13 protein-coding genes and 1 riboswitch are annotated in these 13,485 nt (G+C 63.5%); of the genes, 2 read left to right on the forward strand and 11 right to left on the reverse strand.

The features are described 5' to 3' along the window. Positions 1-7: 7 nt before the first annotated feature. From AC07OP_RS23395 to AC07OP_RS23415, 5 genes are all read right to left on the reverse strand, one after another. The gene (locus tag AC07OP_RS23395) at positions 8-733 is read right to left on the reverse strand and encodes an urea amidolyase associated protein UAAP1 (protein WP_027604337.1); all 726 of its coding nucleotides are present in this window, start codon (positions 731-733) and stop codon (positions 8-10) included. Then, entirely contained in the window at positions 730-1,494 is a 765-nt protein-coding gene (locus tag AC07OP_RS23400; RefSeq protein ID WP_495101031.1) for an ABC transporter ATP-binding protein, read from the reverse strand. Before AC07OP_RS23400 ends, AC07OP_RS23395 begins: the two co-directional genes overlap by 4 nt. Further along, positions 1,491-2,306, reverse strand: coding sequence for an ABC transporter permease (locus tag AC07OP_RS23405; protein WP_027604335.1), 816 nt, complete (start codon positions 2,304-2,306; stop codon positions 1,491-1,493). The genes AC07OP_RS23400 and AC07OP_RS23405 overlap by 4 nt, the downstream gene beginning before the upstream one ends. Positions 2,307-2,318: 12 nt before the next feature. Beyond that, entirely contained in the window at positions 2,319-3,386 is a 1,068-nt protein-coding gene (locus tag AC07OP_RS23410) for a putative urea ABC transporter substrate-binding protein (RefSeq protein WP_495101032.1), read from the reverse strand. A 60-nt stretch (positions 3,387-3,446) separates the two neighbouring features. Further along, positions 3,447-3,548: riboswitch (guanidine-I (ykkC/yxkD leader) on the reverse strand. Between the two features lie 167 nt (positions 3,549-3,715). Beyond that, positions 3,716-5,338 (reverse strand): methyl-accepting chemotaxis protein, encoded by a 1,623-nt coding sequence (locus tag AC07OP_RS23415; protein ID WP_495101033.1) that lies wholly within the window; start codon positions 5,336-5,338, stop codon positions 3,716-3,718. A gap of 262 nt (positions 5,339-5,600) precedes the next feature. Here AC07OP_RS23415 and AC07OP_RS23420 point away from each other — a divergent pair, with 262 nt between their 5' ends. Then, positions 5,601-5,972 carry a hypothetical protein gene (locus AC07OP_RS23420; RefSeq protein WP_081744398.1) on the forward strand — a complete coding sequence of 124 codons (372 nt, stop codon included), beginning with the start codon at positions 5,601-5,603 and terminating at the stop codon, positions 5,970-5,972. Between the two features lie 55 nt (positions 5,973-6,027). Here AC07OP_RS23420 and dspII read toward each other — a convergent pair whose 3' ends face one another. Continuing rightward, on the reverse strand, positions 6,028-7,140 hold the full coding sequence (dspII, locus tag AC07OP_RS23425) for an enoyl-CoA hydratase/isomerase DspII (RefSeq protein ID WP_495101034.1): 1,113 nt from the start codon (positions 7,138-7,140) through the stop codon (positions 6,028-6,030). Between the two features lie 136 nt (positions 7,141-7,276). Between dspII and ung the strand changes: the two genes are divergently transcribed. After that, on the forward strand, positions 7,277-7,969 hold the full coding sequence (gene ung / locus AC07OP_RS23430) for a uracil-DNA glycosylase (RefSeq protein ID WP_027604331.1): 693 nt from the start codon (positions 7,277-7,279) through the stop codon (positions 7,967-7,969). A gap of 31 nt (positions 7,970-8,000) precedes the next feature. On the opposite strand, the gene AC07OP_RS23435 is transcribed toward ung, so the two are convergent. Genes AC07OP_RS23435 through AC07OP_RS23455 form a run of 5 tightly spaced genes read right to left on the reverse strand, consistent with a single transcriptional unit; the run spans position 8,001 to position 13,372 of the window. Continuing rightward, complete coding sequence (locus AC07OP_RS23435) at positions 8,001-9,038, reverse strand: AbrB family transcriptional regulator (RefSeq protein ID WP_092487886.1); 1,038 nt, start codon at positions 9,036-9,038, stop codon at positions 8,001-8,003. Next, entirely contained in the window at positions 9,031-10,545 is a 1,515-nt protein-coding gene (locus tag AC07OP_RS23440; RefSeq protein ID WP_027604329.1) for a tripartite tricarboxylate transporter permease, read from the reverse strand. Before AC07OP_RS23440 ends, AC07OP_RS23435 begins: the two co-directional genes overlap by 8 nt. A gap of 1 nt (position 10,546) precedes the next feature. Continuing rightward, a complete protein-coding gene (locus tag AC07OP_RS23445) occupies positions 10,547-11,005 on the reverse strand; it encodes a tripartite tricarboxylate transporter TctB family protein (RefSeq protein ID WP_027604328.1) in 459 nt (152 codons plus the stop codon). Between the two features lie 59 nt (positions 11,006-11,064). Continuing rightward, the gene (locus AC07OP_RS23450; RefSeq protein ID WP_027604327.1) at positions 11,065-12,048 is read right to left on the reverse strand and encodes a Bug family tripartite tricarboxylate transporter substrate binding protein; all 984 of its coding nucleotides are present in this window, start codon (positions 12,046-12,048) and stop codon (positions 11,065-11,067) included. A gap of 31 nt (positions 12,049-12,079) precedes the next feature. Continuing rightward, a complete protein-coding gene (locus AC07OP_RS23455) occupies positions 12,080-13,372 on the reverse strand; it encodes an OprD family porin (RefSeq protein WP_092356569.1) in 1,293 nt (430 codons plus the stop codon). Positions 13,373-13,485 lie beyond the last annotated feature (113 nt).

The raw sequence follows: 13,485 nt of genomic DNA on the forward strand, positions 1-13,485 counted from the left end.
CAGCTCCTCAGGCGAACAGGCGGTCGGTGTTGATAAAGCCGCGCTCGTTTTCCGGGCGCGAGGTGCGGCAGTGTTCGGCGACGCTTTTGTCGGCGTTCATCCAGCTCAGTTTCAGCGGTTGCGGGGCGTATTGCGGGTTCGGGTCCATGGGGTGTTGCAGCGCGGTGAGCACTACCAGGGTGTCCATCGGCGCGTAGAGCTCGATGTAATCGCCGGCCTTGGAATGGCCCGGTACAAAGTGCAGGCCTCCGTCGCTGTCCACCGTGACTTTGCTGAACAGGTTGAGGGTCATCAGCAGGTCGGACAGGCCCAGGCCCCACTTGCCCAACTCCACCAACAGGTTGTCGGTGCCGTTGCGGAAGAAGCCATTGCGCAGTTCCTGGTAGCGGCCCTGGCCGTATTTCTCGGCGACTTCGGCGGCGCACAGTACGCCGCCGATGCTGTCGCTCCAGCCGCAGGTGTCGGCGGTGATCGCGGCCAGCACGCGGCCCATATCCGAGTACAGGCAATGGCCGGTGGTGAGCTTGGCGGTGTGTTGGCATTTGAGACTGTCGGGCAGGTTCAGGCGCTCGGTTTTTTCGTTGGCGTTGAGCAGGGTCAGGCTGACGTTGGCGCCGCCGCGCAGGTCGGTCAGGCGCAGCAGTTGGCCGCGCTTGAGCACGAACGAACGGTGGCCGCCGCCGGGCAGCATTTCTTCGGCGAAGGGTGGGAACAGTTGGGTGGAATCGGTCATTTGGACGTGGCTCCAAGTTCGGCGGCGAGCGCCTTGCGGCGTTCGCTGTTCAAAGGGATGTCGTAGGTGATGCGCGCGCCATAGGCGCCGGGGGCGTGGGGATCGACGCGGACCTTGTCGAACACCAGCAGGCGCGTGCCGAGGCTGAAGCCTTCGCTCAGGTCATGGGTGACCATGAACACCGTCAGCCGGGTTTCGCGCCACAGCGCCAGCAGCAGCTGGTGCATGTCCTTGCGAATGCCCGGGTCGAGGGCGCCGAAGGGTTCGTCCAGCAGCAACACGCGGGGTTTCATGATCAGGGCCTGGGCGATGGCCAGGCGTTGTTGCATGCCGCCGGAGAGCTGCGCGGGGTACTTGTCCAGGGCGTGGCCGAGGCCGACCTTGTGCAACAGCGCGGCAGCCTGTTCCCGGGCGTCCTTCCTGGCTTTACCGAACAGCCGGCCCAGCAGGCGAGAACGTGGCAGTTCCAGGCCAAGGGCGACGTTGTCGAGCACCGTCAAATGCGGGAACACCGAGTAGCGCTGGAACACCACGCCACGGCTGGCATCCGGCTCGGCGGCGAGGGCCTGGCCGTCCAGCAGGATCCGGCCCTTGCTCGCGGTTTCCTGGCCCAGCAGCAGGCGCAGGAAAGTCGACTTGCCACAGCCGGACGTGCCCACCAGTGTGCAGAATTCACCCTCGGCGACCTGCAGGTTGAGGCCTTCGAGCACCACCTGATCGCCATAGCGCTGCCACACATTATTGACGCTGATAAAGCTCATGCCCGCGCTCCTTCGTACCAGGGGAACGCACGCCGGGTCAGGGCCTTGAGGCCCCAGTCCATCAGCCAGGCGAGCAGGGTGATCCACACCACGTAGGGCAGGATCACGTCCATCGCCAGGTAGCGTCGTACCAGGAAGATCCGGTAGCCCAAACCGTCGGTGGAGGCGATGGCTTCGGCGGCGATCAAAAACAACCACGCCGAGCCGAGCATCAGCCGCAGCGAGATCAGCAGGCGCGGCAGCAATTGCGGCAATACCACACGCAGCATCAGGGTCCAGGTGGAGGCGCCGAGGGTCTGCGCCTTCACCAGCAGCTCGACCGGAATTTCCCGCGCGCGCTGTTCCAGGTCGCGGGCCAGGCAGGGGGTGACGCCGATGACGATCAGCATCACCTTGGACAATTCCCCCAGCCCGAACACGATGAACAGGATCGGCAGGATCGCCAGCGGCGGCACCATCGACAGCACCGTCAGCAACGGTGACAACGGCGCGCCAAACAGCGGCAGCGTGCCGGCGGCGATCCCCAGGCACAGGCCGGCGAGGGCGCTGATGCCCAGGCCGATGGCGAGGCGCCGCAGGCTGGCGGCGCTGTCCTGCCACAGCACGTATTCGCCGGTGCGGGTGTCGGCGTTGAAGGCCAGGCGTTTTACCGCGTCAAGCATTTGCCCGGCACCGGGCAGCAGCTTGTCGTTGGGGTTGTCCGCCAGGCGCTCGGCCGAGCCCACGAAGTAGGCGAACAGCAGCAGGGCGAACGGCAGCAGCACCAGCAACAGGCGGCTGGAACGGTCCGGGTGACGGTTGATCAGGCGCATGGCCGGGTCCTCTTACAGCTTGCCGTCGGCGGCCATCTGTACGTAGCTGGGGTCGAACTGCAGCTTGAGGTTGGCCTTGTCGCCGCTGGTCACACCGTTGGCGAAGCGCATGCCCACGGCGCTGGCGTCCTTGGCGCCTTCACCCAGCAGGCCGTGTTTAAACGAGAACTCGGCGACTTTGCCCATGGTGGCGGGCAACTGTGGACTGATGGCGAAGGCCAGGGCTTCCTGGGGCGTGGCGAACAGCTTGGTAGTGTCCAGTTGCGACTGGAAGCCCGCAAGGTCCGTGCCGGAGGCCTTGGCCATATGTTCGAGGGCTGCGGTGCTGGCGGGGCCCTTGGCGTTCATCAGCGCGACCACTTCGAACCAGGCGCCGGTGAGGGCTTTGCCCAGGGCCGGGTTGTCTTTGAGGACCTGGGTGTTGACCACCATCATGTCCATGATTTCGCCGGGCACTTTGCTCGAGTCGAACACCTGGCTCACCCCAGGCTTGGCCTTGATCTCCGAGAGCATCGGGTTCCAGGTGGTGACCGCCTGGACCTGGTCGGTATTGAAGGCCGCCGCGATGTCGGCATCGGAGGTGTTGACCACCTTCAGGTCTTTTTCCGTCAAGTCCGCCGACTCCAGCGCGCGGGCCAGCAGGTAGTGGGACACCGAGAGTTCCACCAGGTTGACGTTCATGCCCTTGAGGTCGGCCACAGTCTTGTCGGTGCCCTTGATCACCACGCCGTCGTTGCCGTTGGAGAAGTCGCTGACCACCAGCGCGGTGCTGTCCACGCCACCGGCGGCGGGGATGGTCAGGGCGTCCATGTTGGTCATGGTGCAGCCGTCGAACTGGCCGGCGGTGTATTGGTTGATGGATTCGACGTAGTCGTTGAGCTGCACCATGTCGATGGTGATGCCGTATTTCTTCGCCCACTTGTCGAGGATGCCTTGGCTGCCGGCGTACTCCCACGGCATCCAGCCGGCGTAGATCGTCCAGCACACGCTGAAGTGTTTTTTGGGGGCGGCTTGGGCCTGGACGCTCAGCACGGCGGCAAAGACGACGGCGAGCAGGGCGGGTAAACGGATTGAGGGCATGGGTCTTCTCCAGTTGATCAAGGGCGAGCAGGAGCAACGCGGCACCGTGAACGGTGGCTTGTCTCCCGGGCTTTTATCCCGCCGTGTAACCTCAACTGGAGGTCGCCAACTCTCGGACCAGCCACTCGCTTTCGGCGAGCCGGAACCCTAGTCGGCCATTGCAAATTGTGGTGCCGCGAACCTGTATCAATCCTGCACGCAAGAGATAAAGCGAGAGTCGTGCCAAGTGGCTTCGATGCCCGGCGGTTCAGCCGGGCGGGCGGGAGAGGAGGGTGTAGAAGAGGGCGGTGTGCGCCACGCGGGTGCGTCGGCGCACTGCTATGAGGCGCTTACAGCTGGAACTTGCTGACCAGCACATTGAACGAGGTGGCCAGGCGCGACAGGTCCTGGCTGGAGGCGTTGGTCTGGTGGGCACCGGCGGCGGTCTGGGTGGACAGGTCCTGGATGTTGAGCAGGTTGCGATCCACTTCCCGGGCCACCTGGGCCTGTTCCTCGGACGCCGAGGCGATCACCAGGTTGCGCTCGTTGATGCTGGCCACGCTGGCGGTGATGCGCTCCAGCGCCTGGCCGGCGTTTTGTGCCAGGGTCTGGGTGTTGTTGGCCCAGGTCAGGCTTTTGTTCATGGCGGCCACGGCGCCGTCGGCACCGGCCTGGACTTCACCGATCATCTTCTCGATGTCGACCGTGGAGGTCTGGGTGCGGTGGGCCAGCGCCCGCACCTCATCGGCCACCACCGCAAAACCACGGCCTTGTTCACCGGCTCGGGCAGCTTCGATGGCGGCATTGAGGGCCAGCAGGTTGGTCTGGTCGGCAATGCCGCGGATCACATCGATCACCTTGCCGATTTCACGCACCTGGTCGGCGAGGTCGGCGACCGATTGGGTCGAATCGTTGATCTCGACCACCATCGATGACATGCCCGACACGGCCTGCTCCACCTGCTGGCGGCCGTCCTCGGCTTCGGTGGTGGCCTGGCGCGACGCCTCGGAGGTCGACACGGCGTTGCTCGCCACTTCGTCGACCGCTGCGGTCATCTGGTTGACGGCGGTGGCGGCTTGCTGGATTTCGTCGTTCTGGCGGGTCAGGCCGCGGCTGCTTTCGTCGGTGACCGCGCTCAGCTCTTCGGCGGCTGACGCGAGCTGGTCGGAAGCGTTGGCGATTTCCACCAGGGTGCTTTTCAGGCCGCCCTGCATATCCGACAACGCCATCAACAGTTGCCCGGCTTCGTCGGTACGCTCGGTAACGATGGCTTGGGTCAGGTCACCCTTGGCAATGCGCTGCGCGCCTTCCACCGCCTGGGCGATGGGGCGGGTGATGAGCCGCGTGATCAGCACGCCAATGATGATTGCAATGATGAAGGCCAGCACGATGCCGGCAATCATCCAGGTCATCGCACTGTTGCGCAGATCGTCGGCGGCGGCGGCGCCTTCCTTGATCTGGCGGTTATTGGAGTCGACCATCACGCGAATCAGCTCACGTGCCTGGCGGAACAGTTCATTGTTACTGGTGTTGAGCTGCGTACGGGCTTGCTCAAGCTGGCCGGCATCGAGCATCGCGATGATGCGTTCGGAGTTACTGACGTAGGTGGGCCAGATCTGGTCGAACTTGTCGCCGGCTGCCCGTTCGTCATCTTCCAACGGTGTGGCGCGATAAATGGCGTAGGCGGTCTGGCTGCGTTTGAGTTCGTTGGCGATGTCCTGGCGCACGCGTTCGCGGTCCTGCTGGGCCACATCGCCATTGCTGGCATCCACCAGGCGATACAGGCCACGGTTGTGGGCGACCATGCCATTGAGGGTGGCGGCGGTATTGCTCACCGAGACCAGGTTGTTCGAGAAGGTCAGTTCAAGCGCCGAAGCCAGCCGTGTCACGCCCTTGATACCCAAGGCGCCCACGACGAGGGTGATGAACGCGCACAATACAAATGAGAGCAGCAGTTTGGTTGAAATCTTCATGACTGGAATCCGGGTATGAGGGGAGGAAGCTCGCGCTAGAGCCTCCCTGGCATTGTGCGATGTCGTAATGACATCATGCAAATCCGGAAAGTTTCAGTTCGTACAAAAAAGCCCTGTTCATGACGGTTACACACATGTTTCAAACTATTGCGAAAACGCACCAGTTTCGTTTTTTGATGTCAGATATTTCGTCATTCAGTGAAAGCTGAATGCCGCCCCCCAGCGTCGCTGGAGGTGCTCTTCCGCGGTCCAGGAGGCCGCCATGTATCGACGACTGCTGCTCAGCGCTTTACTCGGTCTGACCCTTTCCGCTTGTGTGCCCTACTACGATGGAGGCCAGAGCTACTACCGTTCCGAGGTCTACACCTCACCGGCGCCGGCTTATTACTACGGCGGCGGCACGGCGTATCAATATCGCCGTGATTACTACCCGTCGCCGCGTTATTACGCTCCGGCACCGCGTTACTACTCGGCACCGCGTTATTACCAGCCGGCGCCTCGCTATTACCCGTCAGGGCCAAGGGCCGGTTACCGGCCTTACCCGAACCAGGGCTGGGGGGATCGTTGGAACAATGGCGGGCATGGACGCGGTGGCGATCATGACCGTGGAGGTGGCCGCGGCGGTCACCGTTGACCGGCCTGTATGACAAGCGGCGCATGAAGCGCCGCTTTTTCATGGGCGCAAAACCTCAGTAATCGGACAAGTCCGCCAGCGGGTGCCGGCCTTCCCACGCCTTGGTGAAGTGCGCCTGCACCACGGCGTCCGGGACCGTATTGATGTCCGGCCAATGCCAATGGGGCTTCTGGTCCTTGTCGATCAACCGCGCGCGTACCCCTTCGCTGAATTCCGGATGGCGGCAGCAGTTCAGGCTCAGGGTGTATTCCATCTGGAACACCTCGGCCAGGGACAGATGGCGGGCCCGCTGGATCTGTTCCCACACCAGGTGCGCGGTCAGCGGGCAGCCTTCGCTCAATGTCTTGCCGGCGCGATTGAACAGTGGGTCCGCGTGGTCGCGCAGCGGGCTCAAGGCGCGCCAGGCGCTGCGCACATCGCCGACGTCCAGCCATTCGTCGATCTGTGCCCGGCGCGGCAGCCATTGCGCCTCGGGTTGCTGGGCCACGGCTTCCTGGGCCAGGGCCTTGAGCAGGCTGTTGAGCTGTATCGCGGTCTGCTCCTGCCAGTTCAGTTGCAGCAAGCCATCGAGCAACTCGTCTTGTTGATCGTCGCGCAGGAAACGGTCGGCCAGGCCCAGGTCCAGGGCGTCACGGCCGTTGATATGGGCGCCGGTGAGGCCAAGGAATAAACCCAGCTTGCCCGGCAGGCGCGACAGGAACCAGCTGGCGCCCACGTCCGGGTACAGGCCGATGCTGATCTCGGGCATGGCCAGGCGACTGCTCGGCGTGACAATCCGTATGGCCGCGCTTTGCAGCAGGCCCATGCCCCCGCCCAGCACGTAACCGTGGCCCCAGCAGATCAGCGGCTTAGGGTAAGTGTGCAAGCGGTAGTCGAGGCGATATTCCGCAGCAAAAAACTGTGCGGCCAGGGCCGGCACTTCACCCGGCTGCTCGCGGCAGGCCTGGGCCAGGCTGCGCACTTCGCCGCCTGCGCAAAAGGCCTTGGGCCCGTTGCCACGCAGCAGCACACAGACGATGGCCGGGTCTTTGGCCCAGGCCTCCAGGCGATCAGTCAGGGCCAGGATCATCGGCAAAGAGAGGGCATTGAGGGACTTTTCAGCGTCGAGGCTGGCGATGCCGACGCGGGCGCCGCCGCTGCCGGTCAGTTCTTCGAAGTGCAGATTCATCGTGACCTCAATCGAGAAGGTGAAGGATCAGTATGATCGCTTCGTGGGAAAGTGCCGGTGGTGTGTCAGATCAATTGACAAGCAGGGCCGGCTTTCCTAGGGTTCGCCTCATTCTTTTCTACAAGACATTTCAACTATGACCGAAGGCGACCGTATCAAACTCGAACCCAGCTGGAAACACGCCCTGCGTGATGAGTTCGATAAGCCCTACATGGGCCAGTTGCGCGAGTTCCTGCGCCAGGAACATGCCGCCGGCAAAGAGATCTACCCGCCCGGTCCGCTGATCTTCAATGCGCTTAACTCAACGCCGCTGGACAAGGTCAAGGTGGTGATCCTCGGCCAGGACCCGTACCACGGCCCCGGCCAGGCCCACGGCCTGTGCTTCTCGGTGCAACCGGGCGTGCCGGCACCGCCTTCCCTGGTCAACATCTACAAAGAACTCAAACGCGACCTGAACATCGACATCCCCAACCACGGCTGCCTGCAAAGCTGGGCCGACCAGGGCGTGTTGCTGCTCAACACCACCATGACCGTGGAACGCGCCAACGCCAATGCCCATGCGGGCAAGGGCTGGCAGTTCTTTACCGATCGGATTATCGAGGTGGTCAGCGAGCACCAGCCGCACCTGGTGTTCCTGTTGTGGGGCGCCCATGCCCAGGGCAAGCAGAAACTGGTCGATGCCACCAAGCATTTGGTGCTGACGTCGGTGCATCCGTCGCCGTTGTCGGCGTACCGGGGGTTCCTGGGGTGCGGGCATTTCAGCCGCACCAACAAGTTTCTTGAGCAGAACGGCGAGACGCCGATTGAGTGGCGCCTGCCGCCGCTCTAAGGCCAGGCACAGTTCAACCTGTGCCGAAGGTTTAGATTTTTTCCGGCTGACGGTTCCAATGCCGAAACAACGGCTCCGCCAGAAACAGCACAAACAACAAGCGCATCACCTGCATCGCCGTCACCAACGGCACCGACAGTTGCAGGGTCTCGGCCGTAAGGCTCATCTCGGCAATCCCGCCGGGCATCATGCCCAGGGTCAGCGAGCGCAGGTCCAGGTGGGTGAGGGCGCTCAAGCCCACCGCCGCCAACGTTGCCAACGCCATGGTCAAGGCCGTGCCGATCAAGGTGCGGCCCATGAACGACGGTGCTCGACGAAAGAACTGCCGATTGAAGTGACAGCCCAACCCGCTGCCGATCAACCACTGGCCGATCTGGCTGCCGCCGTCGGGTAGGCCGATATGCAGGTCCCACACCACGCTGGCCGTCGCACTGACCAGCAAGGGGCCGAACAACCACGGGTTAGGCTGACGCAAGCGCTGCCAGCCCCAGGCCACCAGTGCCCCGAGTGGAAACAGCAGCGCCAGCCACGCCCAGCTGACAGGCGCCGGATGAAACTGCGGCGCACCGCCGCCCAACAGATACTTGAAGATCGCCGGCACACACAGCACCACCACCAGCACGCGCAGACTTTGCCCAGCCGCGACACGGCTGAGTACCGCGCCATTGCGCGAGCCGAGGTTGACCATCTCGCCGGAACCGCCCGGCATGCTCGAGAAAAACGCGGTGGCGCGGTCTTCACCACTGCGGCGCATCAACCACACGCCGACCACGCTCGACAGGCTGGTGACCAGCGCCCCGAAGAAAATCAGGCCGAAGTGGCTCATCACCTGTTCGATCACCACCGGGGTGAAGTGCAGGCCGATGCCGATGCCCACCACCCATTGGCCGCATTTGCGCCCGCCGGGAATCTCCGCCAACTGCCAGGGCGTTAGGCAACGCACGAGGATGATCGCCAGTAAGGAGCCGACCATGTACGGCAAAGGCCAGCCGACCAGGCTGGCCAGGTAACCGCCGGCCAGGCCGACCAGCGGTGTTCCCCACCAATGTTTAAAGGTGACCTCAGACATCGGCCACGGCACGACGCTGCAGGGCACGTTTGCGGTAGATGCGCACCAGCGGGAACGCCAGCATCAACGCGGTCAGTACCCACACCCCGAAGGTGATCGGGCTTGACCAGAGAATCTGCAGGTCACCGTTGGAAATCGACAGCGCGCGGCGCAGGTTCTGCTCCATCAGGCCGCCGAGGATAAAGCCCAGCAGCACCGGCGACAGCGGGAAGTCCAGCTTGCGCAGGATGTAGCCGAAGATGCCGATGCCGACCATCAGGAACAGGTCGAAGGTGGTGGCGTGCACCGCGTACACACCGATCGCGGTGATGATCGCGATCACCGGCACCAGCGCCCAGTTCGGCACGGCGAGGATGCGCGTGAAGATGCGGATCATCGGGATGTTGAGGATCACCAGCATGATGTTGGCGATAAACAACGAGGCGATCAGCCCCCAGACGATGTCCGGTTGCTGTTGGAACAGCAGCGGGCCGGGGGTGATGTTGTACAGCGACAGGGCGCCGATCATCACGGCGGTGGTGCCCGAGCCGGGAACGCCGAGGGTCAGCATCGGCACCAGGGCACCGCAGGCGGACGCACCGATGGCGGTTTCCGGTGCCGCCAGGCCGCGCATGTCGCCCTGGCCGAATTTGCCGCTGGCACCGGCCAGGCGTTTCTCGGTCATGTAGGCCACGGCCGAGGCCAGGGTCGCGCCCGCGCCGGGCAGCACGCCCATGATGAAACCGAGCAGGCCGCAACGAATGTTCACCACGAACACCGAACCTGCTTCCTTCAGGTTGAACATCATCCGCCCGGTGGCTTTCACCGCTTCCTGGCCACGGTGGGTTTTTTCCAGCAGCAACAGGATCTCGCTGATGGAGAACAAGCCCAATACCAACACCACAAACTGGATGCCGTCGGTGAGGTGGATGTTATCGCCGGTAAACCGGTACACGCCGCTGTTGGCGTCGATGCCCACGGCGGAAAGGAACAGGCCGATCAGCGCCGCCACAAAGGTCTTCAACGGTTTGTCACCGGCCATGCCGCCCAGGCAGACAATCGCGAACACCATCAGCACGAAATATTCCGCCGGGCCGAAGGCAATCGCCCATTTGGCCAGCAGCGGCGCGAACAGCACCATGCCGCAGGTGGCGATAAACGCGCCGATGAACGAACTCCACGCGGACAACGACAGCGCCACACCGGCCAGGCCTTTGCGGGCCATCGGGTAGCCGTCGAGGGTGGTCATCACGGTGGAGGCTTCGCCCGGGATGTTCAGCAGGATCGAGCTGATACGGCCGCCGTATTCGCAGCCCAGGTACACGGCCGCCAGCAGGATCAGCGCCGATTCCGGCGGCAGGCCCAGGGCGAACGCGATGGGGATCAACAGCGCCACGCCGTTGATCGGGCCCAGGCCCGGCAACAGGCCGACCACGGTGCCGATCAGGGTGCCGCACAGGGCGGTTACCAGGTTGTAGGGGGACAGCGCAACGCCGAAGCCCTGGCCCAAATAGCCGAAAGTATCCATATCAGTTCTCCAGAACGTCGAGCAGGCCGAGGGGCAGCGGAACATCCATGGCCTTATCGAACAGCAGATAAAGACCGATGGCCATCAGGCTGACGATCACCACGCTGGGCACCCAGCGACCGCCATACAGGCGCGCCATGGGGATGCCGATCAGCATGCTGCTGAGGATGAAGCCCAGGGGCTCGAAGGTGCCGGCAAACACGATCAACAGCGCCACGCAGATACCGATCTTGACCAGGGTCTGGCGGTCCAGCGCCGGTTCTTCTTCGGTGTGCTGGGTGGGTTGCGGGCGGAACAGCATGTAGATCAGCGCCAGGCTCATCAGCCCCAGCATCAGCAATGGGTAGGCGCGGGGCCCTACGGGTTCGTAGGAAAACGACGCCTGGTAGGGCCAGGCCATCAGCGCCAGACCGGCGCAGGCCAGCAGCAGCGCGGCGGCGAATATGCGTTGTAAGAGCATGTTGAACTCCTGGGCCATGCCTGGGGTTCGCCAGGCATGGCCGCGCGACAGAGGGGCGATTACTGGATCAGGCCGAACTCTTTGGCCAGCACTTTGTAGTCAGCCACCTGTTTCTTCACGTAGGTGTCCAGCTCCGGGCCGGTCATGGCGAACGGGAACAGCTCGCGCTGGTCACGCAGCTTGGCGAACTCGTCGGAGGCCAGCAGTTTGTCGAAGGCCTCCTTCCACCAGGCGTAGTCGGCATCGCTGACTTTTGGCCCGAGGTAGAAGCCACGCACCACCGGCCAGACGATGTCGTAGCCTTGCTCTTTGGCGGTCGGAATATTCTTCATTTCCGGCTCGTCCAGGCGCTCCTCGGAGAACACCGCCAGCAGGCGCATGTCACCGCTGAGGATGTGCGGCATGGAGTCGGAGATGTCGGTACTGCCGACCTGGATATGCCCGCCGAGCAGGGCGGTGGCGATTTCACCGCCGCCTTCGAGCGCCACATAGCGCAGCTCGCGCGGGTTGATCCCGGCGGCCTTGGCGATCAGGGCGGTTTGCATCCAGTCCTGGCTGCCGACGGTGCCGCCGGAACCGATCACCACGCTGCCCGGATCTTTCTTCAGGGCTTTGACGAGATCGTCGAGGGTCTTGTAGGGCGAATCGGCTTTAACGGCGATGGCACCGTAGCTGGTACCCACGGCGGCCAGCCAGCGTACGGCGCTCTCATCGAAGCGCCCGAACTTGCCCTGGGCCAGGTTCAGCAGCGAACCGCTGGACCAGGCCACGAGCGTACCGCCGTCCGCAGGACGCTGGGCCACCACGGCGTTGTAGGCCACCGCGCCCACGCCGCCCGGCATGTATGTCACGCGCATTGGTTTGCTCAGCAGTTTCTCGTTGACCAGCGCGCTTTGCGCCAGTTTGCAGGTCAGGTCAAAACCACCGCCGGGGGAGGCCGGGGCGATGCATTCGGGGCGCTTGGGTTCGTCGGCGGCCAGCAGTTGGCCGGCGAACAGCATGCAGCCGGCGGCGAGGGCCAATTTACGCAATGAAGGGGTCATGGTGATCTCCGTCTTTGTTGTTATGAGTGGCTTACCAGAGCGCAACGCTGTAGCTGACCAGCAGGCGCATTTCATCCGCATCACGGGCTGAATAGTTGGAACGGTAGGTGGCATTGCGCAGGCGCACGGCGACATCCTTGAACGTACCGCTTTGCACCACGTACTTGATCTCGCTGTTGCGCTCCCATTCCTTGCCGGTGTCGCCGTTCCTGAGCTTGATATTGTCACCCGAGAGGTAACGGCTCATGAAACTCAGGCCGGGAATGCCCAGCTTGGCGAAGTCGTAGTCGTAGCGCGCCTGCCAGGAGCGCTCTTCGGCGCCGGCAAAGTCGTTGATCTGCACGAAGTTGACCAGGTACGGGTCGCTGCCATCCACGTACGGAAAGGCGCTGTCGCCGGACATATGCTGGTAGCCGGCGCTGAGCTTATGGCCATTGAGGGCATAGCTGAACAGGCCGTTGAGGGAGGTGTTGTCGATCTTGCCGCCACGGGCTGCGCCTGCGTCATCGCTGATCGCCAGGCGCAGGTCGGCGGCGAAGGTGCCGGGGCCCATTGGGCGTGCGGCGACCAGGCCGAGGAAGTGCTGGCGGTACACGTCATCGAGTTGGGCGAAGTGGTAGCTGCCGGTGATCTTGTCGGCGAACTTGTAGTCGACCCCGCCGAAGTTGAAATGCTTGCCGGTGGCGCCGCTGAGGAAGCGGCTGTTCTTGTTGTTGAGGGCGATGTCCTCGTAGTTGCTGTCGTCGCGGTCCTTGGCCTTGTCGAGACGGCCGCCGGTGAAGACCAGGTTCTTGAATTCCTTGGAGGTGACCAGGCCACCGTTGAAGGTCTGCGGCAGGATGCGCCCGTCATTGGGCTTGAGGATCGGCAGTTCAGGCATCAGCGAGCCGATCTTGAGCTCGGTGGCGGAAATCTTCACTTTGCCGGTCAGGCCCAGCTTGGAGTACTCGTTGGCGGCGCGGCCATCATCATGGGTGGGCAGCAGGCCGGTGCCGGTGCGGTCGGGGCTGGAGTCGAGCTTGACCCCGAGCATGCCCAGCGCATCCACGCCAAAGCCGACGGTGCCGTCGGTGTAGCCCGATTGCAGGTTGAGCATGAAGCCCTGGGCCCACTCGTCGCGCTTGGACTGCTGGGCGCTGGTGCCGTCGCGAAAGTCGCGGTTGAAGTACATGTTGCGGGTTTCCAGGGTCGCGCTGCTGTCTTCGAAGAAGGCAGCCTGGCCAAGCGGCGAAAAGCCGGCAAGGGCAGCGGCACTGGCAAGGGCGGTGTGGGTCAGGCGGGAAATACGAACAGGCGGGCAAGCCTGTGGCTGTGTCGACAGCATCGTGGTGCACTCCGTTATTGTTCTTATTTTGGCGAAAACGCTTCGAGGCGTTTTTCGGGCGCGACCCATCAGGTCGCTCGGCAGGCATGACCTACCGTGGCTGGATGCTAAAG

Source organism: Pseudomonas sp. GW821-FHT09D08 (assembly GCF_059416305.1).

What these genes read in the sequence shown, in the direction of transcription:
- AC07OP_RS23395 (WP_027604337.1), bottom strand. Translation starts at nt 733, where the DNA reads ATGACCGATTCCACCCAACTGTTCCCACCCTTCGCCGAAGAAATGCTG.
- AC07OP_RS23400 (WP_495101031.1), bottom strand. Translation starts at nt 1,494, where the DNA reads ATGAGCTTTATCAGCGTCAATAATGTGTGGCAGCGCTATGGCGATCAG.
- AC07OP_RS23405 (WP_027604335.1), bottom strand. Translation starts at nt 2,306, where the DNA reads ATGCGCCTGATCAACCGTCACCCGGACCGTTCCAGCCGCCTGTTGCTG.
- AC07OP_RS23410 (WP_495101032.1), bottom strand. Translation starts at nt 3,386, where the DNA reads ATGCCCTCAATCCGTTTACCCGCCCTGCTCGCCGTCGTCTTTGCCGCC.
- AC07OP_RS23415 (WP_495101033.1), bottom strand. Translation starts at nt 5,338, where the DNA reads ATGAAGATTTCAACCAAACTGCTGCTCTCATTTGTATTGTGCGCGTTC.
- AC07OP_RS23420 (WP_081744398.1), top strand. Translation starts at nt 5,601, where the DNA reads ATGTATCGACGACTGCTGCTCAGCGCTTTACTCGGTCTGACCCTTTCC.
- dspII (WP_495101034.1), bottom strand. Translation starts at nt 7,140, where the DNA reads ATGAATCTGCACTTCGAAGAACTGACCGGCAGCGGCGGCGCCCGCGTC.
- ung (WP_027604331.1), top strand. Translation starts at nt 7,277, where the DNA reads ATGACCGAAGGCGACCGTATCAAACTCGAACCCAGCTGGAAACACGCC.
- AC07OP_RS23435 (WP_092487886.1), bottom strand. Translation starts at nt 9,038, where the DNA reads ATGTCTGAGGTCACCTTTAAACATTGGTGGGGAACACCGCTGGTCGGC.
- AC07OP_RS23440 (WP_027604329.1), bottom strand. Translation starts at nt 10,545, where the DNA reads ATGGATACTTTCGGCTATTTGGGCCAGGGCTTCGGCGTTGCGCTGTCC.
- AC07OP_RS23445 (WP_027604328.1), bottom strand. Translation starts at nt 11,005, where the DNA reads ATGCTCTTACAACGCATATTCGCCGCCGCGCTGCTGCTGGCCTGCGCC.
- AC07OP_RS23450 (WP_027604327.1), bottom strand. Translation starts at nt 12,048, where the DNA reads ATGACCCCTTCATTGCGTAAATTGGCCCTCGCCGCCGGCTGCATGCTG.
- AC07OP_RS23455 (WP_092356569.1), bottom strand. Translation starts at nt 13,372, where the DNA reads ATGCTGTCGACACAGCCACAGGCTTGCCCGCCTGTTCGTATTTCCCGC.